The sequence below is a fragment of the Rhizobium sp. LCM 4573 genome, assembly GCF_001854865.1.
Classification (GTDB): domain Bacteria; phylum Pseudomonadota; class Alphaproteobacteria; order Rhizobiales; family Rhizobiaceae; genus Neorhizobium.
Genome location: NZ_MDDW01000001.1, coordinates 227344 through 250920, shown reverse-complemented (window position 1 = coordinate 250920; position 23577 = coordinate 227344). Strand labels below are relative to the sequence as shown.

General features: G+C 61.3%; 20 protein-coding genes. 10 read left to right on the top strand and 10 right to left on the bottom strand.

Annotated features, from left to right (window positions below; all coding sequences use genetic code 11):
- Positions 1–169: 169 nt before the first annotated feature.
- The gene (gene soxR, locus LCM4573_RS01260) at positions 170–655 is read right to left on the bottom strand and encodes a redox-sensitive transcriptional activator SoxR (protein WP_071004033.1); all 486 of its coding nucleotides are present in this window, start codon (positions 653–655) and stop codon (positions 170–172) included.
- A gap of 78 nt (positions 656–733) precedes the next feature.
- On the opposite strand from soxR, the gene LCM4573_RS01255 reads away from it, so the two are divergent.
- The gene (locus LCM4573_RS01255) at positions 734–1303 is read left to right on the top strand and encodes an NADPH-dependent FMN reductase (RefSeq protein ID WP_071004032.1); all 570 of its coding nucleotides are present in this window, start codon (positions 734–736) and stop codon (positions 1301–1303) included.
- Positions 1303–2535, top strand: a complete 1233-nt coding sequence (locus LCM4573_RS01250) for an MFS transporter (protein WP_071004031.1) — start codon at positions 1303–1305, stop codon at positions 2533–2535. The genes LCM4573_RS01255 and LCM4573_RS01250 overlap by 1 nt, the downstream gene beginning before the upstream one ends.
- 14 nt (positions 2536–2549) lie before the next feature.
- On the opposite strand, the gene LCM4573_RS01245 is transcribed toward LCM4573_RS01250, so the two are convergent.
- A complete protein-coding gene (locus tag LCM4573_RS01245) occupies positions 2550–3011 on the bottom strand; it encodes a tRNA (cytidine(34)-2'-O)-methyltransferase (protein ID WP_071005098.1) in 462 nt (153 codons plus the stop codon).
- A gap of 383 nt (positions 3012–3394) precedes the next feature.
- Here LCM4573_RS01245 and LCM4573_RS01240 point away from each other — a divergent pair, with 383 nt between their 5' ends.
- A complete protein-coding gene (locus tag LCM4573_RS01240) occupies positions 3395–5248 on the top strand; it encodes an ABC transporter ATP-binding protein (protein ID WP_071004030.1) in 1854 nt (617 codons plus the stop codon).
- Between the two features lie 133 nt (positions 5249–5381).
- Positions 5382–7244: an ABC transporter ATP-binding protein gene (locus LCM4573_RS01235; RefSeq protein ID WP_071004029.1), complete on the top strand. Its 1863-nt coding sequence runs from the start codon at positions 5382–5384 to the stop codon at positions 7242–7244.
- Here LCM4573_RS01235 and LCM4573_RS01230 read toward each other — a convergent pair whose 3' ends face one another.
- Positions 7245–8183: an endonuclease/exonuclease/phosphatase family protein gene (locus LCM4573_RS01230; protein ID WP_071004028.1), complete on the bottom strand. Its 939-nt coding sequence runs from the start codon at positions 8181–8183 to the stop codon at positions 7245–7247.
- 395 nt (positions 8184–8578) lie between these two features.
- Between LCM4573_RS01230 and petA the strand changes: the two genes are divergently transcribed.
- The 4 genes from petA to LCM4573_RS01210 all read left to right on the top strand — a co-directional run bounded on the left by petA (position 8579) and on the right by LCM4573_RS01210 (position 12022).
- Complete coding sequence (petA, locus tag LCM4573_RS01225; RefSeq protein ID WP_071004027.1) at positions 8579–9157, top strand: ubiquinol-cytochrome c reductase iron-sulfur subunit; 579 nt, start codon at positions 8579–8581, stop codon at positions 9155–9157.
- A 7-nt stretch (positions 9158–9164) separates the two neighbouring features.
- Positions 9165–10457: a cytochrome b N-terminal domain-containing protein gene (locus LCM4573_RS01220; RefSeq protein ID WP_116285270.1), complete on the top strand. Its 1293-nt coding sequence runs from the start codon at positions 9165–9167 to the stop codon at positions 10455–10457.
- Between the two features lie 28 nt (positions 10458–10485).
- Positions 10486–11370: a cytochrome c1 gene (locus LCM4573_RS01215; protein ID WP_071004025.1), complete on the top strand. Its 885-nt coding sequence runs from the start codon at positions 10486–10488 to the stop codon at positions 11368–11370.
- A gap of 115 nt (positions 11371–11485) precedes the next feature.
- Positions 11486–12022, top strand: coding sequence for an adenine phosphoribosyltransferase (locus LCM4573_RS01210; RefSeq protein ID WP_071004024.1), 537 nt, complete (start codon positions 11486–11488; stop codon positions 12020–12022).
- Between the two features lie 13 nt (positions 12023–12035).
- On the opposite strand, the gene LCM4573_RS01205 is transcribed toward LCM4573_RS01210, so the two are convergent.
- The 3 genes from LCM4573_RS01205 to ychF form a co-directional block, all read right to left on the bottom strand.
- Positions 12036–12503 carry a MaoC family dehydratase gene (locus LCM4573_RS01205; protein WP_071004023.1) on the bottom strand — a complete coding sequence of 156 codons (468 nt, stop codon included), beginning with the start codon at positions 12501–12503 and terminating at the stop codon, positions 12036–12038.
- A complete protein-coding gene (locus tag LCM4573_RS01200; protein ID WP_071004022.1) occupies positions 12500–12967 on the bottom strand; it encodes a MaoC family dehydratase in 468 nt (155 codons plus the stop codon). Before LCM4573_RS01200 ends, LCM4573_RS01205 begins: the two co-directional genes overlap by 4 nt.
- A 68-nt stretch (positions 12968–13035) precedes the next feature.
- Entirely contained in the window at positions 13036–14139 is a 1104-nt protein-coding gene (gene ychF / locus LCM4573_RS01195; RefSeq protein ID WP_071004021.1) for a redox-regulated ATPase YchF, read from the bottom strand.
- A gap of 194 nt (positions 14140–14333) precedes the next feature.
- Here ychF and clpS point away from each other — a divergent pair, with 194 nt between their 5' ends.
- Entirely contained in the window at positions 14334–14642 is a 309-nt protein-coding gene (clpS, locus tag LCM4573_RS01190) for an ATP-dependent Clp protease adapter ClpS (protein ID WP_071004020.1), read from the top strand.
- 33 nt (positions 14643–14675) lie between these two features.
- On the opposite strand, the gene pth is transcribed toward clpS, so the two are convergent.
- From pth to LCM4573_RS01175, 3 genes are all read right to left on the bottom strand, one after another.
- Positions 14676–15398, bottom strand: coding sequence for an aminoacyl-tRNA hydrolase (gene pth, locus LCM4573_RS01185; RefSeq protein WP_071004019.1), 723 nt, complete (start codon positions 15396–15398; stop codon positions 14676–14678).
- 88 nt (positions 15399–15486) lie between these two features.
- On the bottom strand, positions 15487–17868 hold the full coding sequence (locus LCM4573_RS01180; protein ID WP_071004018.1) for an EAL domain-containing protein: 2382 nt from the start codon (positions 17866–17868) through the stop codon (positions 15487–15489).
- Positions 17869–18106: 238 nt separating this feature from the next.
- Positions 18107–18715, bottom strand: a complete 609-nt coding sequence (locus tag LCM4573_RS01175; protein ID WP_071004017.1) for a 50S ribosomal protein L25/general stress protein Ctc — start codon at positions 18713–18715, stop codon at positions 18107–18109.
- Positions 18716–18987: 272 nt separating this feature from the next.
- Here LCM4573_RS01175 and LCM4573_RS01170 point away from each other — a divergent pair, with 272 nt between their 5' ends.
- Positions 18988–21063 (top strand): bifunctional diguanylate cyclase/phosphodiesterase, encoded by a 2076-nt coding sequence (locus LCM4573_RS01170; protein WP_071004016.1) that lies wholly within the window; start codon positions 18988–18990, stop codon positions 21061–21063.
- A gap of 91 nt (positions 21064–21154) precedes the next feature.
- Here LCM4573_RS01170 and LCM4573_RS01165 read toward each other — a convergent pair whose 3' ends face one another.
- Positions 21155–23434 (bottom strand): methyl-accepting chemotaxis protein, encoded by a 2280-nt coding sequence (locus LCM4573_RS01165; RefSeq protein ID WP_071004015.1) that lies wholly within the window; start codon positions 23432–23434, stop codon positions 21155–21157.
- Between the last annotated feature and the right edge of the window lie 143 nt (positions 23435–23577).

Sequence of the window (23577 nt, the reverse complement as noted above, 5' to 3'; positions counted from 1 at the left end):
GCGGTTCCCCAGATGGGCGGCTCCCCAGACGGCCGAACCGGAAATGCCGGAATCCGGTTTGCCGGCTAAGGATGATAACGCCGGCCGGCCAATCCTTACAATGCTTTCGGCGGCCGTTTCCGAAAAGAATTCGGCGGGTTTCGGCTGGCAGTCATCCTTGCAAAAATGTTCAACCGGCGGAATGTTCCGCCAAATCCTCCAGAGGAAGAAGTCGCGGACCTGCGCCTTGTTCCGAAAGAACGTCGTCGGGGTTGCGCAGCGGGCACTCGTGCATCGAGAGGCAGCCGCAACCGATACAGTCGGTGAGATGGTTTCGAAGGGCGGTGAGGTTCTCGATGCGTGCATCGAGCTGCCGCTTCCAGGTTTCGGACAGCAGGCGCCAGTCCTGCGCCGTCACCGGCCGATCATGGGGAAGCACCGAAAGCGCCTCGGCGATTTCGGCGAGCGGAATGCCGGTCCTTTGAGCCACCTTGATGATCGCGACCCGACGCAGGATCGAGCGTGGATAGCGGCGCTGATTGCCGCGATTGCGATTACTGCGGATCAGTCCCTTGGTTTCGTAGAAATGCAGCGTCGAGACGGCTATGCCGCTTCGCCGGGCGACCTCACCGACGGAAAGTTCGAGTGGAACGCGTTCACCTGTTTTTTTCTTCATTCGACCTATTGACCTAAACTTTAGTTGAGGTTTTATAGCAGACGCTCCCATGAACCGAAAGCCCGGGAGCAATCTCCAATGAAGACAAAAATGACCGTCGCACTGATCTATGGCAGCGCGAGGCCTGGCCGTTTCTGCGACGTGGTCGCCGATTGGGTACTGACGCACCTGCCCGAGATGATGGCTGCGGACATCCTGATCGTCGATCCCGCCGACCTAGCCGCCGAGACGCGCGATGCGAGGGCGGACATGCAGGCCAGGATTGCCCGCGATCTCACCCGTGCCGATGCGTTCCTGGTCGTCACGCCGGAGTACAATCACGGTTACACGGCAGCGTTGAAGGAACTTGTCGACATGTTCTACGAGCCCTGGTGGGGCAAGCCTGTCGGCTTCGTATCCTATGGCGGTGTATCGGGAGGCCTGCGCGCGGTCGAGCAATTGCGGCAGGTCTTCGCCGAGCTCGGCACGGTCGCGATCCGCGAAAGCGTCAGCTTCGCCCATGCCCATGAGAAATTCGATGACGCCGGAAACCTGCATGAACCGCAGCGGGCAGCGCGGCAGCTCGAAAAGCTGGCGAGGCAGCTCACATGGTGGGCTTCGACCCTGAGGGCCGGCCGCGAGGCGCTCGTCGTGGAGGAGGCCGTCTGATGCTGAACCGGTCCACGACTCTGGAAGGCACTCCCGTAAGATTGGTGCCGGAGAGCTACCGCAATGCCACGATGCTTTCGTTAAGCACGCTGACGATCATGTCCGGAGCGACCATCTCCGCGGCGCTTCCCGGCATTGAGACGCGATTTGCGGACGTGCCGAACGTGGCGCTGTTGAGCCGTCTCGTGCTGACGCTGCCGGCGATCTTCATCGCCGCCTTCTCGCCGGTAGCCGGCCTGGTGATAGATCGTTTTGGGCGCAAGCCGCTGCTGGTCGCGGCGCTTTCGCTCTTTGCGGTCGCCGGCTGCTCCGGCCTCTTTGCCGAAACGCTCACCGGATTGCTGATCGGCCGGGCCGTGCTCGGCCTTGCCGTCGGCGGCATCATGACCGTCAGCACGGCGCTGGTCGGCGATTTCTTCACGGGTCCCGCGCGCGACCGCTATATGGGCCTGCAACAGGCTTTCGTCGGCGTCGGCGGGACGATCTTCCTGACGGGCGGCGGTTTCCTGGCCGAGATGCATTGGCGCGCGCCTTTCCTCATCTATGCGCTCGCCTTCCTTGTTCTGCCCGCTGTGCTGCTGTTCATAAGCGAGCCGGTGCGGGTGGCGACCGCCACTGCGAAGGGACAGGCGGGCAAGCTCGGAGCAAGGGGCATCGTCCTCCTGGCGGTGCTGCTTGCGGGCGCCGTCTTCAACATGATCGTCTTCTACATGATCCCCACGCAGCTTCCCTTCTTCCTGAAGGATATCGGGGTTACGGCGCCGAGCCTGATGGGCGTGGCGATCGGCGTCGGTCAGGCTGTCGGGGTCGTCAGCTCGCTGTTCTTCGCCCGCTTCCGGCGCATACTGGGCATCATGGGCGTCTTCGCGCTTGCCTTCGGCTCGATGGGCTCAGCCTTCCTGATATTTTCCGTTTCGGAACACTACGCGGGCGTGCTGGCCGGCATGGCGATCTCGGGGATCGGTATGGGGACGATCATGCCGAACTTCGCCGCAGCCGCCATGATGCTTGCGCCGCCACAATCTCGCGGCCGGATTTCCGGCTTGCTGGTATCGGGCATCTTCCTCGGCCAGTTCCTCTCGCCGCTGGTTTCTCAGCCGGTGATCGCGACAAATGGCTATGCCGCGTCCTTCGGACTGGCTGGACTGGCTGCGGTGACCATTGCCTTCGGTTCGCTTGCGGCGCGGCTGACTGCCGGGACGATGGCCATAACAAGGGAAGGGGGAGGGTGATGCCTGCTGCCTCCTCAGCCGAAACCCGTTTGCCGGAGTGCTTCTCCGGCGATCATCGCTGCGGACATCGCGACATTGATGGAACGCTGGCCCTCGACCATGGGGATGAGGACCCGCGCCTCCGCCTTTTCATGCACGTGGTCGGGGACGCCGGCGCTTTCCCGGCCGAAAAGCAGAATGTCGTCGGAGCGGTAGGTGAGCCGGGTATAGGGCAGGGCCGCCTTGGTAGAGGCAAGCACGAGGCGGCGGCCACTTGCCGCCCGCCAGTCCTCGAATGCCTGCCAGTTCACATGCCGCGTCAGGGTGACGCTTGCGAGATAATCCATGCCGGCCCGTTTCAGGTTGCGATCGGAAAGGTCGAAGCCGGCGGGTTCGATCACCTCGACGCCAAGGCCGAGGCAGGCGGCAAGCCGCAGGATCGTGCCTGTATTGCCGGGAATATCGGGCTGATAGAGAGCGATGCGCAATTGGGTCATGGAAGCCGCATAGTGGAAATCATGGCCGATGCTCAAGAGAATTCCGCTACACGGCCTGGCTGTGACGTTCGCGCAACAGACAAGACTTTGTCACCTATAATTGCCGATTTGCTCTTCCCATTTGACGGCCAAACGGGTAAAAGCGCACCGTTCTCAACGCCAACTCAAGGAGGCCCACATGGATATGACCGTGCTCTCGCGCCTCCGCCCACAGATCGTTGCGATTCTGATTCTGGCGTAGGTCGTTCGCGGTTTCCCGCAAGCATCCTCTTCCCTAATTCGTTACGCGGCCATTGTACGGCCTCGATATTCTGACTTTCGCCGTTTGTCCCACGGCCGCGTTTTGCGGTCGAGCAACGGCGATTCGATTGATGGAGCAGTCAATGTTCTCCTGGTTTGAACGGCGTTTGAACCCTTATCCCGTCGATGCGCCGACCTTGCCGCCCAAAGGCCTCCTGGCCTTCTGCTGGCATTATACGAAGCCGGCGGCACCCTGGCTGGTGCTGATGTCCATTCTCACGACGCTGATCGCCGTGGGGGAAGTGGCGCTTTTCCAGTTCCTCGGCGATATCGTTGACTGGCTATCCCATGCCGATCGCGAGACATTCCTTCAGACGGAATGGCCGCGGCTGCTGGTGATGGCATTTGTCGTGCTGATCGGCCTGCCGGTCGTCGCAGGGCTCAATGCGCTCATCATGCACCAGATCCTGATGGGCAATTTCCCGATGATCGCCCGCTGGCAGATGCACCGCTTCCTGCTCCGGCACTCGATGACCTTCTTTGCCAACGAGTTTGCCGGCCGGGTATCGACGAAGGTGATGCAGACCTCGCTTGCGATCCGCGAGACGGTGATGAAGGTGCTCGACGTCTTCGTCTATGTCGCGGTCTACTTCATCTCGATGATCGCGGTCGTTGCCGCCGCGGATTGGCGTCTGGTCATTCCGCTGGTGGTGTGGATGATCCTCTATACGGCGATCGTCACCTATTACGTGCCTCGGCTGAAGAAGATATCGGCCGATCAGGCGGATGCGCGCTCGTTGATGACCGGCCGCGTGGTCGACAGCTATACCAACATCGCCACGGTGAAGCTGTTCTCCCATGCCGGCCGCGAAGAGGCCTACGCCAAGGATGCGATGAACATTTTCCTGGAAACCGTGCACCGGCAGATGCGCAAGGTGACCAATTTCCAGGTTCTGGTCTATCTCATCAACTGTGTGGTGCTCTTCGTCGTCGCAGCCATGTCCATCTGGTTCTGGCTGGAAAGCGCGATCTCGATCGGCGCTATCGCGATCGCCATCGGTCTTGCCATGCGCATCAACGGCATGTCGCAGTGGATCATGTGGGAAGTCTCGGCTCTCTTCGAGAACATCGGCACGGTTTATGACGGCATGGAGATGATGACCAAGCCGCATGATGTGGTGGACAAGCCGGCCRCAACCGTGCTCGCTGCAAGGAAGGGGCATATCCGCTACGAGAACGTCCGCTTCCACTACGGCAAGGCGAAAGGCATCATCGAAGGCCTCAACCTGGACATCCAGGCTGGCGAAAAGGTTGGCCTGGTCGGGCGTTCCGGCGCCGGCAAGACGACCCTGATGAACCTGCTCCTGAGGTTCTACGACCTCGAAGGCGGCCGCATCACCATCGATGGGCAGGATATCTCGGCGGTCTCGCAGGATAGCCTCCGTTCGCTGATCGGCGTCGTCACGCAGGATACCTCGCTCCTGCACCGGTCCATTCGCGACAACATCGCCTACGGCCGGCCGGACGCGACCGACGAGGAGATCATCCAGGCAGCCAAGCGCGCCAATGCCTGGGACTTCATCGAAGGGCTTTCCGACATGCAGGGCCGAAAGGGTCTCGACGCGCATGTTGGCGAGCGCGGCGTGAAGCTCTCCGGCGGCCAGCGCCAGCGTATCGCGATCGCCCGCGTCTTTTTGAAGGACGCGCCGATTCTGGTGCTGGACGAGGCGACCTCGGCGCTCGACAGCGAAGTCGAGGCGGCGATCCAGGAAAACCTCTTCGCCCTCATGCAGGGCAAGACGGTGATCGCGATCGCCCACCGCCTCTCGACGCTAACCGAGATGGACCGGCTGATCATGCTCGACAAGGGCCGTATGATCGAAACCGGCACCCATCAGGAACTGGTGGCTTCCGGCGGCATCTATGCCGACCTGTGGACCCGCCAGTCTGGCGGCTTCCTTGCCGACCACGAAGCCGAAGAGGTCGCGGCGGAATGAAAACCGGATGCTCCCCGTTCGCGGGGAGCATCTCTTATGGCGCATACCGGTCCAAACCTCTCACACAAAATGTAAGTCTGGCGCCGATGGCTTTCCCTTTGCCGCCAGCGGGAATCCGCCTATATCGGGCGGCATGGCCAATTTTCTGTTCCGCACCTTCGAAAACTGGATCAAACCTTTCGCAAGGCGGGACGACCTGAAGCCGCCGGAAGGGCTGCTCGGCTTCGTCTGGTTCTATGTGCGGCAGGCGAAGTTTCCCTTCATTGCCATGCTGGTGCTCGGTGGGCTTGCTGCCGGCGTCGAGGCGGCGATGTTCTGGTATGTCGGCCGGCTGGTCGATATCCTGGAGACCGCGCAACCTTCGGCGGGCTGGTCCGGCCTTCTTGCCGATCACGGCGCCGAACTCGTCACCATGGCGCTTGTCGTCGGGGTAGGGCGCTTCCTGATCGGGCTTTTCACGGCGCTGGTCGACCAGCAGATCATCACGCCCGGCTTCTACAACCTGGTGCGCTGGCAGTCCTATATCCACGTGTCGCGCCAGTCGCTGAGCTTCTTCCAGAACGATTTTTCCGGCCGGATCGTCACCAAGGTCTGGTCGGCGGGACAGGCGACGGGYGACGTCCTGACGGCATTCATGGAAAGCATCTGGTTCGTCGCGATCTATTCCGTCTCCACGGTCGCGCTGGTGGCGCAGCTCGACTGGCGGCTGGCCGCGGTGGTGCTCGCCTGGCTTGCTATCTTCGCGGTCCTTGCCCGGTACTACGTTCCCCGCATCCGCGAGCATTCCAAGCTTTCGGCCGAAGCCGGATCGATGATCAGCGGCCGCATGGTGGATGCCTATTCGAACATCCAGACGCTGCGCCTGTTCGGCCGCGACGAGGCGAACGACGGCTATATGCGCCAGGGATTCGAGAGGTTCCAGGCGACCATTCTGGGCTTCACCCGTCTACTCACCGGCGTCCGCGCATCGATGGCTTTCCTCTCGGGCGTCATGATCGTGACGATGGCGGCGCTCAGCGTGCATCTGTGGCTCGGCGGAAAGATCAGCTCGGGTGCGGTCGCCTTCACGCTGGCGCTGATGCTGAGGCTCAATTTCCTCCTCGGAAGGCTGATGACGCAGCTGAACGGCATCATGCGCAATATCGGCACGATCCAGAATTCCGCCGAGCTGATCTCCCAGCCGATCGGGCTGGTGGATGCGCCGGATGCAACCGATCTCGTGGTCCGCAAGCCGGAAATCCGCTTCGAGAACGTGAGCTTCCGTTACGGCGGCGAAAAGGGCGTGATCGACGCACTTTCGCTTACCGTCCAGGCGGGTGAAAGGATCGGCATCGTCGGAAGGTCGGGCGCGGGCAAATCGACGCTCGTCAATCTGCTCTTGCGTTTCTACGATCTGGAAGACGGCCGCATCCTGATCGACGGGCAGGACATAGCCAAGGTGCGCCAAGAATCGCTGCGCGCGCAGATCGGCATGGTGACGCAGGACACATCGCTGCTGCACCGCTCGATCCGCGACAATGTTCTCTTCGGACGCCCGGACGCGACCGACGAGCAGCTTCTGGCATCGGCGCGGCGGGCGGAGGCGGACCGGTTCATCGCCACGCTCGAGGACCAGCGGGGCCGCAAGGGTTTCAACGCCCATGTGGGTGAGCGGGGCGTGAAACTGTCGGGCGGTCAGCGCCAGCGGATCGCCATCGCCCGCGTGATGCTCAAGGATGCGCCGATCCTCGTTTTGGACGAGGCGACCTCGGCTCTGGATTCGGAAGTGGAGGCCGCGATCCAGTCCAATCTCGAGCGGCTGATGCAGGGCAAGACCGTTCTGGCGATCGCCCACCGACTTTCCACCATCGCGGCGCTCGACCGCCTGATCGTCATGGACAAGGGGCGGATCATCGAGGAGGGGACGCACACGCAATTGATCGCTGGCGGCGGGCTTTACGCGGAGCTTTGGGCTCGCCAGTCCGGCGGGTTCCTGGCGGCCGACGCCGCACAATAGCTAATTTCCGGTGATGACGATCTCGGCGACCAGGCCGAAATGGTTCGACCCCAAAGGGTCCGGCAGCCGCGTGAGCGATTTGATCTTCAACGGTGGGCGGACATAGACGTGATCGATCGGTAGCCCGAGCGAGCCCAGCCGCACCGGCCACGTCGCGGGCTCATGTTCCGCCGTCGTCAATCCTGTCCAGCGCAGGAACATGCGCATGTCCGGCGCGATGCTCGCGGCGTTGAAGTCGCCCGAGAGCACAAGAGGACCTTCGGTGTCGGTGATGGCGAGTGCGGCGCGCACAAGCTCCATCGTGTGAAATTCGTCGAAATAGGGTTTGGTGGTGTGGATGGCGCCGACATGGATTGTCCTGCCGGCAAGCGTGACCTCCGCCATCATGAAGCGCTCCGCGAAAAGATCGCTGAGGCTGCGGATCACTGTTGAGCGCAAAGGCTGCCTGGAGAGGATCATCAAGTCGCAGCCTTCGGTTTCAGCGCCGCAGCCGAGCCGATACGGATAAACCTTTGAAAGCTCCTCAAGGTGGCCGCGAAGCGGCTGGGCTTCCATGATGTTCACGACCTCGGCTCCGGAGTTCAGGATGAGCTGGGTGATCACGTCGCCGTTGGCATAGTTTTCCCGAAGGATGTTGAAGGACAGGAGCCTGAAGCTCGGCGCGTCACTGTCTGCTTCCGTCGGGGCGGCCGCGAACTGGCGGCTCATGACAAGAGCGTGGCCGGCGAGCAGCAACGAGACGCAAAGAAGGCCGACGGAAACAAGGCCGCGTTTCAGCACCAGCGCGAAGAGGAGGGCGGCCGCACAGGCAAGCGCGAGATGCAGTTGCAGGTTATGAAACGCCGCGAAAAGCCAGATGTCGGTGACGTAGCGCGTGCCGATCATGAAAAGGATGAGCGACACGATGACGCAGATGGCAACCGATAGTGTCTCTCTCATCTGGATTCGCCCGAGCGGCCGCCTTGGATGCGCCGGTTCGGGTAACATGGGAGCTGGAATGTTGCAATGCGAGAGCCCTAAAGGCGGTTAACGGCAACTTCGGGGGAAATTGAAGTTCAGCCTGTAGAACTCTGAATTGATTAGCAAAAGTAACCGTCTTTCGGTGGCCGAAGCCCGCGGAACAGTGGCCGGCAAAAGGGTTGGGGATCGGCGTGACATTATGGCGACATTCTGGCGGATCGGCACTTGCCAAGACTGGACATATTTTGCGATCAAGCATAGAACGCGCCAAATTGCCGGGGAATCTATGCACCAATTGTGCCCGTTAGAGATTGTCCGGTATTGGGGGAAATGGGATTTTTCGCGAGAATTTGCGTGAGAAGGATGGTTGAGCCGTGAGCGAACACGAGACCCATAGCGGAACAGCGGGCGAGCCCACTCGCCGTGATTTCCTTTATCTGACCACCGGCATGGCCGGTGCAGTCGGCGCCGCCGCTGTGGCCTGGCCGTTTATCGACCAGATGCGGCCGGACGCCTCGACGCTCGCCCTTGCCTCGATCGAGGTGGATGTGTCGGCGCTCGAGCCGGGCATGTCGCTGACCGTGAAATGGCGCGGCAAGCCGGTCTTTATCCGCAACCGCACCCCGCAGGAACTCGAGGAGGCCAATGCCGTTGCGCTCGCCGACCTCAAGGATCCGGTCGCCCGCAATGCCAACCTTCCGGCGGATGCGCAGGCGACGGATATCGATCGCTCGGCCGGCGAGGGTAAGGAGAACTGGATCGTGATGATCGGTTCGTGCACCCATCTCGGCTGCGTGCCTCTCGGCCAGGCCGGCGATTTCAATGGGTGGTTCTGTCCCTGCCATGGCTCGCACTACGATACGGCGGGCCGCATTCGCAAAGGCCCGGCGCCGCAGAACCTCGCTATTCCGACGTTCTCATTCGCAAGCGATACAGTGATCAGGATCGGGTAAGGGGCACATAATGAGCGGTCACTCCACATACCAGCCATCGACCGGCATCGAGAAATGGGTCGATTCACGGCTTCCTCTGCCGCGGATGATCTATGACAGCTTCGTCGCCTATCCCGTACCCCGCAACCTGAACTATGCCTACACCTTCGGCGCCATGCTGTCGGTCATGCTCATCGTTCAGATCCTGACCGGCGTCGTGCTCGCCATGCATTATGCTGCTTCCACCGGCGTCGCCTTCGACTCGGTCGAGAAGATCATGCGCGACGTGAACCACGGCTGGCTCCTGCGCTACATGCATGCGAACGGTGCGTCCTTCTTCTTTATCGCGGTCTATCTGCACATCGCCCGCGGCCTCTACTACGGCTCGTACAAGGCGCCGCGCGAAATCCTCTGGATTCTCGGCGTGGTCATCTATCTCCTGATGATGGCGACCGGCTTCATGGGCTATGTGCTGCCCTGGGGTCAGATGTCCTTCTGGGGCGCGACCGTCATCACCGGCTTCTTCTCGGCCTTCCCGCTCGTCGGTGAATGGATACAGCAGTTCCTGCTCGGCGGCTTTGCTGTCGACCAACCGACGCTGAACCGTTTCTTCTCGCTGCACTACCTGCTGCCGTTCATGATCGCGGGCGTCGTCGTCCTGCACATCTGGGCGCTGCATGTGACCGGCCAAACGAACCCGACCGGCGTTGAAGTGAAGACCAAGACGGATACCGTTGCCTTCACGCCCTATGCGACGCTCAAGGATGCGCTCGGCGTATCGGTCTTCCTGATCGCCTATGCCTGGTTTGTCTTCTACATGCCGAACTATCTCGGCCACCCGGACAACTACATCCCGGCCGACCCGCTAAAGACCCCGGCGCATATCGTTCCCGAATGGTACTATTTGCCGTTCTACGCCATGCTGCGCGCGATCACCTTCAACATCGGCCCGATCGACTCCAAGCTCGGCGGCGTGCTCGTGATGTTCGGCTCGATCATCATCCTGTTCTTCCTGCCCTGGCTCGATACCTCGAAGGTTCGCTCTGCGGTCTACCGTCCGTGGTACAAGCTGTTCTTCTGGCTGTTCGTGGCCAATGCCATCATGCTCGGCTGGCTCGGCGCCATGCCCGCGGAAGGCATCTACGTCATCCTGTCGCAGCTCGGCRCGCTCTACTATTTCGGCTTCTTCCTGGTGATCATGCCGCTGCTCGGCCTGTTCGAAACGCCACGGCGCATTCCGAACTCGATCACGGAAGCGGTTCTCGAAAAGAAGAACAAGTCCGACATGGAAAAGCTCAAGCCTGGCGAAGCCAGCGCCTGATCGCCTGCGACCGAGAGGGAATAAGACTATGAAAAAGCTTGTTGCAAGCATCCTGTCGCTGGCCTTCGTGGCAGGCATGGGCGTCGCTTCCGCGGTAGCGCAGGACGATCACGGCGCGGCCGCCGGCGGAGAGGCCCATGCGGAAGGTGGGACGCCGCATTATCCGATCCAGCATCCGAAGCATGTGGACTGGAGCTTTGCCGGCCCCTTCGGCCACTATGACAAGGGACAGCTTCAGCGCGGCCTGAAGGTCTACACGGAAGTCTGTTCGGCCTGTCACTCCATGCGGCTCGTCTCGTTCCGCACGCTGGAGGGCCTCGGCTATTCGGAAGCACAGGTGAAGGCCTTTGCGGCCAACTACGAGGTGCAGGACGGCCCGAACGACGACGGCGAGATGTTCACTCGTCCGGCCGTTCCGTCGGATTACTTCCCGTCGCCCTATGCGAACACGCAGGCCGCCGCCGCATCCAATAACGGCGCGGCTCCGCCGGACATGTCGCTGCTCGCCAAGGCGCGTGGCGTCACCCGCGGCTTCCCGCAGTTCATCTTCGATATCTTCACCCAGTATCAGGAAGGCGGTCCGGACTATATCTACTCGCTGCTCACCGGCTATCAGGATGCGCCGGCTGGCGTCGAGGTTCCGACGGGCACGCATTACAACCCGTATTTCACCGCCGCCGCTTCGCTCGCCATGGCGCCGCCGATCAGCAACGACCAGGTGACCTACGACGACGGCGCTCCGCAGACGGTGGATCAGTATGCCAAGGACGTTTCCGCCTTCCTGATGTGGGCTGCAGAGCCGCATCTGGAAGACCGCAAGCGCACCGGCTTCATGGTCATGGTGTTCCTGGTGATCTTCACCGGCCTTCTCTACCTCACGAAGAAGTCGGTCTACGCCAGCAAGGAACATTGAGGCGAAAAGCCCGAACCAATAAAAAAGGCGGCCCGGTGCCGCCTTTTTTATTGGGAGGAAGGGTTCTGCCTTGGTAGAAGTCCCTGTCATCATTCTCTGACCAGCCCGGGAAATCATGTCCACGATCGATCTCGCCTCCACCGTCCGCTCCATTCAGGACTACCCGAAACCCGGCATCATCTTCCGCGACATCACCACGCTGCTCGGCGATCCGGTTGCGTTCCGCCAAGCTGTCGATGAACTCGTGCGGCCTTATACGGGGTTTGGCGTCGACAAGATCGCGGGCATCGAGGCGCGCGGCTTCATTTTGGGCGGTGCGCTGGCGCACCAGCTTTCCGCCGGTTTCGTGCCGATCCGCAAGAAGGGGAAGCTGCCGCATGAGACGGTGCGCATCGCCTACAGCCTGGAATACGGCGTGGACGAGATGGAGATGCACAAGGACGCGGTGAAGCCGGGTGAGAAGGTGATTCTCACCGACGACCTAATCGCGACGGGCGGAACGGCGGAAGGCGCCGTGAAGCTGCTCAGACAGCTCGGGGCCGAGATCGTTTCAGCCTGCTTCGTCATCGACCTGCCGGATATCGGCGGACGCAAGAAGCTCGAGGCGCTCGGCGTCGAAGTGCGGACACTGATGGAGTTTTCCGGTCACTGAGCCGAAGAAGGTCTCACTCGAATTCGAGCACGGTGCCTTCGTAGCGCATTACCGCTTCGCCGTGCTGGTTCACCCCGTCATTGAGCGTGGTGTTGATCCAGGTGCCGGGGCGTGAGGCGAGGGGGCGGCTTTCCAGCAACGTGGTGGAATAGGTGATGGTGTCGCCCGCATAAACGGGTTTCAGCCATTGCAGCTTGCGGAAGCCGGCAGAAGGGCCGAGCTTGGGCGGCTCGATACCCTCCTGCTTCAGCCGGGCATATTCCCTCATCCAATATGCCATGAACACCTTCATCCAGCCCGCGCAGGTATGCCAGCCGGAGGCGCAGAGATCGCCGAAGACGTAGTTCCTGGCTGCATCCGCATCGACATGGAACGGCTGGGGATCAAACTTGCGGGCGAAGCGGGTGATATCCTCCGCCGTGAAGGTGAGTGTACCGGTGATGACCTTCTTGCCGGGTGGCGAGAGTTCGATGAGCTTCATTCGGCAGCCTCCGGCGCGGGTCTCATCCGGATCATGATCGGGTTTTCCCCGCGCATGACGACCTCGCCGCGCTGATTTTCCACTTCATGCAGGAACTTGACGATGCCGATGCCCGGCCGGGAGCGAAGGGTCCTGGATTCCAGCACCGTCGACCGGCCGGAAAGCGTATCTCCGGCGAGCACCGGCTTCTTCCATTCCATGGCGTCGACGCCGGGCGAACCTTCGGAGGAGGATTGCGACAGCCAGCCGTCGAACATCATGCGCATGAACATGCTCGCGGTATGCCAGCCGGAAGCCGAAAGCCCGCCGAGAATGCTGGCCTTGCCAGCCGCCTCGTCGAGATGCATGGGCTGGGGATCGAATTCCTGCGCGAACTCGATGATCTCTTCCGCCGTCACCTGTTTGGGCGTCAGCGGGAAAACCCCTCCGGGCACGAAGTCCTCGAAGAAATAACTTGCTTCCATGCTGCGGCCTCCCAACGCGGCGCGATGCGCCGCGCCTTCAAGTTCTCGTTTGCGTGCTCTCGAGCGGCTCAGGTGTTGAAGCGGAAGTGGATCACATCCCCGTCCTGCACCACATATTCCTTGCCTTCGTCGCGCCCTTTGCCCGCTTCCTTGGCACCGACTTCACCCTTGAAGGCGATGTAATCGTCATAAGAGATGGTGAAGGCACGGATGAAGCCGCGCTCGAAATCGGTGTGGATGACGCCGGCTGCCTGCGGTGCCTTGGTTCCGCGCACGATCGTCCAGGCGCGGGTTTCCTTCGGACCGACGGTGAAATAGGTAATCAGGTCGAGCAGGTGATAGCCCGCGCGGATCAGTCGGTCGAGGCCGGCTTCCTCCAGGCCCAGTGCCGAGAGGAATTCCTTGGCCTCGTCTTCCGGCAGCTGCGCGACTTCGGCTTCGATGGCGGCCGAAATGATCACGCATTCCGCTCCCTGCGCCTTCGCCATTTCGGCGACCGCCCTGGTGTGCTGGTTGCCATCGACGGCGTCGCCCTCGGCCACGTTGCACACATAGAGGACCGGATGCGAGGTTAGGAGGTTGAGGCCCTTGAGGATGGCAATCTCGTCGGCGCCGAGCGTCTGAAGCAGCAGGCGCGCCGGCTTGCCGTCCTGCAGCAGCTTGATCACGGCTTCCATGACCGGAAGCTGCGCAAGCGAATCCTTGTCCTTGCCGGTGGCCCGCTTGCGGGTCTGTTCGACGCGCCGTTCCAGGCTTTCGAGGTCGGCGAGCATCAGCTCGGTTTCGATCGTCTCGGCGTCGCCGACAGGATTGATGCGGCCTTCGACATGGGTGATGTCATCGTCTTCGAAACAGCGTAGCACGTGCACGACGGCATCGACTTCGCGGATGTTTGCGAGGAACTTGTTGCCGAGCCCTTCACCCTTAGACGCGCCGCGCACCAGGCCGGCGATGTCGACAAAGGAGATGCGCGTCGGAATGATTTCCTTTGAACCGGCGATCGCGGCCAGCTGCTGCATGCGCGGGTCCGGCACCGCGACTTCGCCGGTATTCGGCTCGATCGTGCAGAACGGATAATTCGCGGCTTGCGCCGCCGCCGTCTTGGTGAGCGCATTGAAGAGAGTGGACTTGCCGACATTCGGCAGTCCGACGATACCGCATTTGAAGCCCATCGGTGAAGGAACCCGTATCTTAAAAAACTGTTGCTGTGGCTATGAGGGAACCGGCCCGCCGGGTCAAGTGCCGGACCGCTTTGGCAATGACATGGCGGCAATCAACATCCGGAGCCTCGCTTGAATTGTGATCCATTGCGCTGCAATATAGCGGTAAGCCCCGTGTCGAACTCCAGGCCGGGAGGCGAGACGCCATGAGCCAACAGACAATCCTCAAGCCGAAAACCACGACCAAGCCGAAGCTCGATCGGCCGAAGCTCTACAAGGTCATTTTGGTCAATGACGACTACACGCCGCGCGAATTCGTCGTAATGGTGCTGAAGGCGGTCTTCCGCATGAGTGAGGAGGCCGGCTACCGGGTGATGCTGACCGCGCACCGGATGGGGACATCCGTCGTGGTCGTCTGCGCCAAGGACATCGCAGAAACCAAGGCCAAGGAAGCGACCGATCTCGCCAAGGAAGCGGGTTTCCCGCTGATGTTCACCACCGAACCGGAAGAATAGCGGCCAGGCGGGACAGGTAGGGCGCCGGAGTGTTCAGTCTCCCTTGCCGCCGAACATCTTCTTCAACATATCCGCCATGGGGCCTGTTGCCGGGAGATTTGGCTTGCCGTTGCGAGCCTGGTGGATGTGCGATTGGCCGGTCGCCTTGGCCGGTGTTTTGGGCTGCTTCGGTTTTTCCTCATCCGGCTTTCCGCCGACGGCCAGCGCCAGCTTGTTCAGGAATTGCGAATCCTCGTTGCGCGCCAGCATCTCGGCATTGTCCGCGATGGCATCGATGAGCGGATCGAGCCATGCGTGGTCGGCCTTGGCGAAATCGCCGAGCACATGATTGTGCACGAGTTCCTTGGCGCCGGGATGGCCAATGCCGAGCCGCAGCCGGCGATATTCCTTGCCGCAATGGGCATCCAGCGATTTCACGCCGTTATGGCCGCCATGCCCGCCGCCGGTCTTGATGCGCGACTTGCTGGGCGGCAGGTCGAGCTCGTCATAGATGGCGAGGACGTTCTGCGGCGAGAGCTTGAAGAAGCGCATGGCCTCGCCGACCGCTTCGCCGGAAAGATTCATAAAGGTCTGCGGCTTCATCAGCAGAACCTTTTCCCCGGCGAGCTCGCCTTCGGAGACTTCGGCCCTGAACTTCTTCGACCAGGGCGAGAAACCAGGGCGCCGCTGGATCGCATCCACCGCCATGAAACCGATATTGTGGCGGTTGCCGGCATATTTGGAGCCGGGATTGCCGAGCCCCGCAATGATGAGCATGACTGTCTTCCGTCGTTGCGCTGTCTTTGCTTCACCAACGCGAAACGCCGACAAAGTCAACCGGTTTCAGGATGAACCGGCTTTCACGCTAGCTTGCCATCTCCTCGCGCACCGCATGTCCGCCCGGGAGATCGGCCAGAAGATCGTTGATCTCTCGAGGCTTCGAAAAGAGATATCCCTGGGCGTAATCGACGCCAATTTCCCGGAGAGCCAGGCGCTGCTCTTCGGTCTCGACGCCTTCCGCGATGACCCTGCACTTCATCTTATGGGATATGGCGCTGATGCCTTCCACCAGCATCTTGTTCTTCCGGCCGATATCGTCCGCCGGCTCGGTGATCGAGCGGATGAACGACTGATCTATCTTCACGATATCGACCGGGAACCGGCTCATATAGCTGAGCGACGAATAGCCGGTGCCGAAATCGTCAAGCGCGATCAGGCATCCGAATCCATGGATTTCGTCGAGTATGGTGCGGATTTCGGGATCGTCGTGCATCAGAACCGCTTCGGTGATTTCCACCACGAGACGGTTTGATCGAAGATTATAGCGGCTAAGCAGACCGGCGAGACGGGCAGGGAGGCCCGGCTCGAATTGGAGGGGCGAGAAATTGACGGCGACATAGGTGTCGGCCATGCCGGGCAGGCGGGAGATGCGGGCGAGATTGCTGACTGCGTCTTCCAGAATGAAGTTGCCTATCCGGCTGATCGATCCATTCTCTTCGGCAATCTCGATGATCCCCGACGGCGGGATCAGGCCCTTGCGAGGATGGCGCATGCGCATCAGCGCCTCGAAGCCGGCAATCTCGCCGGAATCGATCCTGACGATCGGCTGAAGATGCGCCTCGAACCAGTTTGCGGCAATGCCGATCTCCATGTCGCGTTCGAGTTCGGCGCGTTCGCGGGCCCTGTCGAGAATGGTGGGATCATAGACCTGCGCGCCGTTCTTGCCGTCGCGTTTGCGGGCGTACATCGCCATGTCGGACTTCTGGAGCAATTCGGCCGCATTCGCCGCATGGTTCGGATAGAGAGCGAAACCTATACTGGCGCTGAGGCGTACGCCGGTATTCGCCACGGGGAAGGGCACATCGAACATCTCGACGATCTTCCGGCACAAATCCGAGGCGCGCTGCTCGGCATCGTCGCCGCCGACGATGATTGCGAATTCGTCTCCTCCCAGACGGGAGGCGGTGTCGCTCTGGCGCAGCAGCGGCCGCAGGCGCTCGACGAACTGGCAGAGCACGGCATCGCCGGCCGCATGTCCGAGATTGTCGTTGATCGATTTGAAACGGTCGAGATCCACGAAGAGGCAAGCCACAGGTGTCCGGCTGCGATCGGCTTCGCCTATCTCGCGATCGAGGACGGCTTCGAAGCCCTGGCGGTTCAACAGTCCCGTCAAATGGTCCGATATCGCCTGCTTGCGGTTGCGCAGTTCCGATTGCTTAAGTTCGGTGACGTCCGTCATTACACTCAGCGAGCCCTGCCGGTCGACAGCCGCGGCATTAAGCGCGGTCTCCGCAATCAGCACATCCATGACGCGGCCATCGCCGCAGAGGAACCGTACCGTGACCTCGGTTGCCAGGCCTGCCGTTTTGACTCCCGACTTGCGCTGCGAATAAAGCTCCCTGTCCGAGGGCGCGATGAGATCGGCGAAGGGCCTGCCGATCACGTCTTCGCGGCGATAGCCGGTCGCGAGCAGCCAATAGTCGCTGACGGCGGCGACGAGATCGTCCGGGGTCAGCGAGAAGAGCATCGCAGGTGTCAGATTGTAGATCTCGGTCGTCTGCCGGTGCGCGCGCTTCAACTCGCGCTCCTCGCGCTCGAGCAGGTTCTGCATTTCGTTGAAGGAGCGCGCCAGTCCGCCCATCTCGTCATTGGAGCGCCAGTCGACATGGTGACGGGAGCCGAGACGGCGCGTCGCCTCGATTGCGGCCGCCAAACGCATCAGCGGTTTGATGACCATCAGACGATTGCCGAGAATCGCCGCGCCGAAAACCGTCAGTATGGCGACGATGAAGATCGAGATCAGCGCCAATTCCATCTGATTGATCGCCGAGAGCCAGCCCATTTTCTGGACATAGACCGTGACGGCGCCGACCTCGACGGCACCGCTCGGCGATCGATGGTAGATCTGCCGGGAAAAGGATTCGAGGCCGCGGAAATCCGCGGGATTTTCGGCATCGACCTTGGAAATGCTGAGTTTTCCGCTGCTATCGGAAATCTGGACGGCCTCGATAGCCGTATCGGCCACCAGCGTCGCCGCGATCTGATGAACGGTATCGTGGTCGAGCTCACGGAGCGGCTTGCCGAGCGCCTGGGAATTCGTTGTCAGCAGCATGTCGACATATTCGCTCAATCCCCTGGCGACCTGCTGCGAGGAAAGAGCAAGAAAGAGGGTGAAGAGCGGCGCGACGACGATCAGGAGCGCGCCAGAAATGATGGCGATGAAGCGACTTTCGACGGAATGTCTCATCGCCTTTTTCCATGGCTCTTCATGATGCCGGCCCCCAGCCGAATGCGATACATGCTTAAGTAGCGCGCATATTTCCCTGCAATTCATTAAACTTCATTGAAGCCGATATGCAAGCTTCGGGTATCGCGAAGAATAAGGGCAATAACGGCGTGTGGAAAGCAGCATAAATGAGGGCTAGGCAACAAAAAACCCGCCTCGCGGGAGGCGGGTTCATGAGGCAAGTTATTGCCTTTGTTTATTATTCTTCCGAAGCAGGTGCTTCTTCATCTTCCTGTACGCCGCCAGCCGGAGCGACGATCGTGGCGATGGTGAAGTCGCGATCGGCGATGACCGGCTTTACGCCAGCGGGAAGCTTCACAGCCGAAATGTGAATGCTGTCGCCGATCTTGGCGCCGCTGAGGTCAACGGTGATGAATTCCGGGATGGCATCGGCCGGGCAGTTGAACTCGACCGTATGGCGGACGATGTTCAGAACGCCGCCGATCTTGATGCCGGACTTCTCTTCGTTGACGAAGTGAACCGGTACTTCGACGGTGACCTGCGTGTTGCCGGAGACGCGAAGGAAATCCACGTGCATCGTGAAGTCGCGGACCGGATCCAGCTGGTAATCCTTCGGGAGAACCTGGATCTTCTTGCCATCGACGTCGATGGTGGCGATCGTGGTCATGAAACCGCCGGCATGAATGCGCTTCGTCACTTCGTTGGTCGAGAGTGCGATAGCGAGCGGGGCCTGCTTGTCACCATAGATGACAGCGGGAATGAAACCGTTGCGGCGAAGTTCACGGGCGGACCCCTTACCTACCCGTTCGCGCGCCTCGGCCTTGAGCTCATAAGTATCCTGGCTCATGGCATGTCCTTTCGAGGTTGTTTGGAGAGTTCTTCAAAGCGCAGAGCGCTTCGTCGAACCGGAGGACATCATCCGATGCGCTCCATCCGCGTTGCCTCCAAGGGTGTCTGCGCGGACCCGCGCGCTATAATATAATGAGGTCTCGATAGCAAGCTCTATGGCCAAGCCTTCATCCGCAGGCTCTTGGACCCGTTTACCATGCTTGCGAACACTTCCCAAAGTCTTTCGGTCTAAATGTGAATTCTATTGTCAGTTTTACTTGCCGAGAGCCCATGTACCGCATTCTTTCCTGCATAGCCTTCGAACATGATCTCCGATATGTCGGCGGCGCCGTCATGATCTGCGCCCTAGGTTCCATCCTCGGTGTGCGTCTCTTTTCCAGGGCGCGCAGGGCCGAGGGGATCGAAAAGGCCATATGGCTCTTCCTGGGCGGGTTCATCGGCGGCTCGGCGATCTGGACCACGCATTTCCTTGCCATGCTCGGCTACCTGCCTGGCGAGCCGGCTGGATACGAGCCCTCGCTGACGATGCTGTCCTTCGTGATCGCGATCGCGACGACGACGATCGGCCTGACGATCGCGGCCTATGCCGGCAGGAGCCTTCTCGTCGAGGCCGGCGGCATCATACTCGGGCTCGGCATCGCCGCCATGCACTATACGGGCATGGCGGCCTACGAGATCCAGGGCAGGGTGATCTGGGATCAGAACTATGTCGTCGCCTCGCTTCTCCTTGCCGGCTTGTTCGGCGCGCTGGTGACGAACAGGACGGTTCGCCCGTTTTCGCGCTATTGCGTGCATAGCGGCATTGTCGCTCTCATCCTGGGGATCGCGTCGACGCATTTCACCGCCATGGCCGCGGTCACGGCTGTTCTCGATCCAGGCGAGATCATGCCGCTCGAGCTATTCTCGCCTGCGATCATGGGGTTCGGAGTGCTCGGCGTGATGCTCGTGCTTCTGACGCTCGCCGCGGCGACCTACCTGCTCGACGAGCGGAACACGCAGGCGGCCGTGGAGCGCTACAGGCATCTCTCGCTCCATGATCCGCTGACGGGATTGCCGAACCGGGCCGCTTTCAACGAGGAGCTCGACATCATCGCGAAGCGGCCGGAAATCGACGGCCGGGTGGCGATCCTTTCCTTCGATCTCGACCGTTTCAAGGAAATCAACGACGTGCATGGACACGCGGCCGGCGATGCGGTGCTGCGCGCCATCGGATCGAGGCTGGGAGCGGTCATCGGGGAAGGCGAGTTCCTTGCCCGCGTCGGCGGCGACGAGTTCATCGCGCTGACCCGCAACTATTACAAGCGAGCCGATGCCTCGGCCCTTGCCGCGCGCATGCTCGAAGAAATCTGCAAGCCGATCGAATGGAACGGCAATACCCTTTCGGTCGGGGCGAGTATCGGTGTTTCCATCTATCCCGGCGATGCCCGGACGGTGGATGACCTCGTAGCGCAGGCGGATGTCGCGATGTATCGTTCGAAGCTTTCCGGCACGAACATGGTCTGCTTCTACGACTCCTCGATGGATCAGGCGGCGCGCGAACGCAATGCCCTGGCGATGGACATGCGGGTCGGCCTGCGGCGGCGGGAGTTTCAGCTCTTTTATCAAAGGCAGAACGATACGCTTACCGGCGAGGTGATAGGGTTCGAGGTCCTGCTGCGCTGGAACCATCCGGTGCGGGGACTTGTTGCTCCATCGGAGTTCATCCCGATCGCCGAGCGCACCGGCTTCATCGTGGAGCTTGGCGAATGGGTTCTGCGCAAGGCTTGCGAGGAGGCCGCGACCTGGAAGAACCCGCTCGGCATCGCCGTCAACGTCGCCGCCCAGCAGCTTGCCGATCCGATGTTGCCGCGGCGGGTGCTGGACATCCTCCAGGAAACGGGCCTTGCCGCCGAACGGCTGGAACTGGAAATCACCGAAACCGGCATCATCACGGACCAGCAGCATGCCTTGCAGATCATCGGGCAATTGAAGGGCTTGGGCGTGAAGATAGCCATGGACGATTACGGAACCGGTTATTCCTCGCTTTCGACGTTGATGTCCTTTCCGTTCGACAAGATCAAGATCGACCGGGCCTTCATCGAAGGCGTCGCGAGCAACCCGCAATCAGCTGCCATTGTGCGCTCCACTCTCATTCTTGCCGGCAGCCTGAACATTCCGGTTCTGGCGGAGGGCGTCGAAACCGACGAGCACATACGTTTCCTCCGGAGCGAGGGATGCGGTCAGGTGCAGGGTTACCTGTTCGGCAGGCCCGGACCCCGGGAAGGTATAGAGGCTATCGTCAACGGCAAGGCGGAGACGAAGATCGAAGCCGAGAGCGCCATGGGCCCGCTGGTGCGGGTGGCCTAAGAGAAAACTGGGTTCAAAAAGCAAGGCGCCGGAGAGATGATCTCCGGCGCCTTGCTTTTTTGTGTCTTCTGTGCGGGATGCAGGCGCCCCGTCAGGCAGCGTAGCGCCGGCCTGACTGGACCGGAGCTTCCACGGCTTCGCCGACAGAGAAGTGGCTGATCTGCTGGCTCAGAAGCTCTGCTTCGCGAGACAGCGAATGGGCGGAAGCGGAGGTTTCCTCCACCATGGCGGCATTCTGCTGCGTGACCTGATCGAGCCCGCTGACCGCGGAATTGATCTCGGCCAGGCGGGAAGACTGTTCCCGCGAGGAGGCGACGATCGCGCCGATATGCTCGTTGATGGACTGGATATTGCCCTGGATGAGCTCCAGGCTTTCGCCGGTCTTCAGGACGAGGGTTACGCCATTTTCGACGTCGGTGGCCGAGGCATTGATGAGCTGGCCGATATCGCGGGCGGCGACCGCCGACTTCTGGGCGAGTTCACGAACCTCCTGGGCGACGACCGCAAAACCCTTGCCGGCTTCGCCCGCGCGGGCCGCCTCGACGCCCGCATTGAGCGCCAGCAGGTTGGTCTGGAAGGCGATCTGGTCGATGACGTCGATGATCTGGCGGATCTTCGACGACGAGCTTTCGATACGCTCCATGGCCTGGATGGCGCTGCGAACGACATCCGTGGAGGTATGCGCGCCTTTAAGCGTTTCGGCGGCGACGTCCACCGCCGTTTCGCAGCGGTTGAGCGCGCCGTTGACCGCGCCGGTCATTTCGCTCAGCGCGGCGGCTGCTTCCTCAAGGGTTGCCGCCTGCCTCTCGGTGCGGCGGGAAAGATCGTCGGAGGCGCTGCGCAGTTCGCCGGAACCGGAGCTGATCGTGTTGACGCTGCCGCCGATCGCCGCGATCGTGCTTTCGAGGCCGGCCACCGAATTGTTGAAGTCATGCCGCAGGTGATCGAGCGCCGGGGCGAAGGTCTTGGTGATGCGCTGGTCGAGATGGCCGCGGGCAAGCGCGGCGAGAGCCGTGCCGAGGGCGGAGACCGCTTCCTCGATCTCACGGGCACTTGCCGCCTTCTCCAATTCCCGGCTCTGGCGTTCTTCTTCCAGTTCGTCGCTGCGGCGAGCCGCTTCCTCCTCGATGCGTTCCTTTTCAAGGGCACCCTGGCGGAAGGATTCGAGCGCGCGGGCCATGGTGCCGACCTCGTCGCCGCGTGCGACGGCATCGATGACGATAGCCTTGTCGCCTTCGTTCAGACGGTTCATCAGCTGTGCGAGGTGAGTGAGCGGCTTGGTCAGGCGCGCGGCGATGAAGATACCGGCGACACCCATGACGGCGAGGACGGCGAGCGTGGCGAGGATCGCATAGTAGGCGAGCTGGTTGGCGGAGGCCACGACCTTAGATTCGGCCTGGCCGACGGCCAGCATATGCTTCTGGCCGAAGAGGGTCACCGGCATATGAGCGAAGAAGAGGCGTTCGTCGCCGGATTTCGCGAATGTGGAGCCGGCGACATCGCTTGCCGCGGCACTTGCGATCTCGGCCGGAACCGTCTGCGCACCGCCGGAGGCAAAGGCTCCGGTCCTGAGCGCGCCCTTCGCGTCCACCAGCATGGTTTCGTCCACAGACCTGCCGAGATCATCCGGCGTGACCGCACTCGCCAGAGCATCGGCAGAAACACGGACCACGACGGCGCCCTTGTTGACGACCTTGCCCCAGGAGGCGACGGCGAGTTGCCGGCCGATCATCGCGGAAGCCTTTCCACCATCTGCTTCATAGGGCGCAAAGTCGGTAACCTGGATTTCGGTCTCGTTGCCGGCGGCGATGCGGGCGGCGATATCCTTGAGCTGCGGATTGTCCGCGACGTTTGTCAGGAATTCGGCGCCCTTGGTCACGGTGTAGACGACCACGCCGTCGTTATTGACGATATAGATTTCGCTGACCTTGGCATTCTTCCAGGCATTGGCAATGATCCCGTGGATGCCGGCATGGTGGATCGCGTAGAGCAGTTTGAGGTTCGCGCCATCGAAGCCGACGCGATCGGCCGTGCTCATCTCGGGCTTCTGATATTCCGCCTTGATGGTGGCCATTTCGGAGGGGATGATATTGGTCATCGTCTCGACCGCCTGGCCGATCGCCGTGTTCTGGGCGAGATCGGCAAGCGATTGGTCAATCCGCTGCTGATAGTCGTCCAGTTCCTTGGACTGATTGCCGGCGATCGCCTCGAGGCGCAGCTTGCTGGCCTCGATCAGGCCGCTCTTGCCGACCTGATAGCTCAGAAGCCCCACCGAAAGGCATGAAACGAGCGTTGCGCCGACGACGAGGCCGGCGAACTTGGCCTTGATGGACAAGGATTTCGGTCCGCGCGCGGACACGGATTTGGCCATGACAGTATTTCCCCCAGAAAAGTGACAGTTCCTCGGAATCCTTGTCAGGAATAGATTGCAGCGCGGTTAATGTAGGCGAAATGGCGGCGCGCGAAGCGCGAACAAAAAAGCCTCCCCGTTGGGTAACGGGGAGGCGATCGATG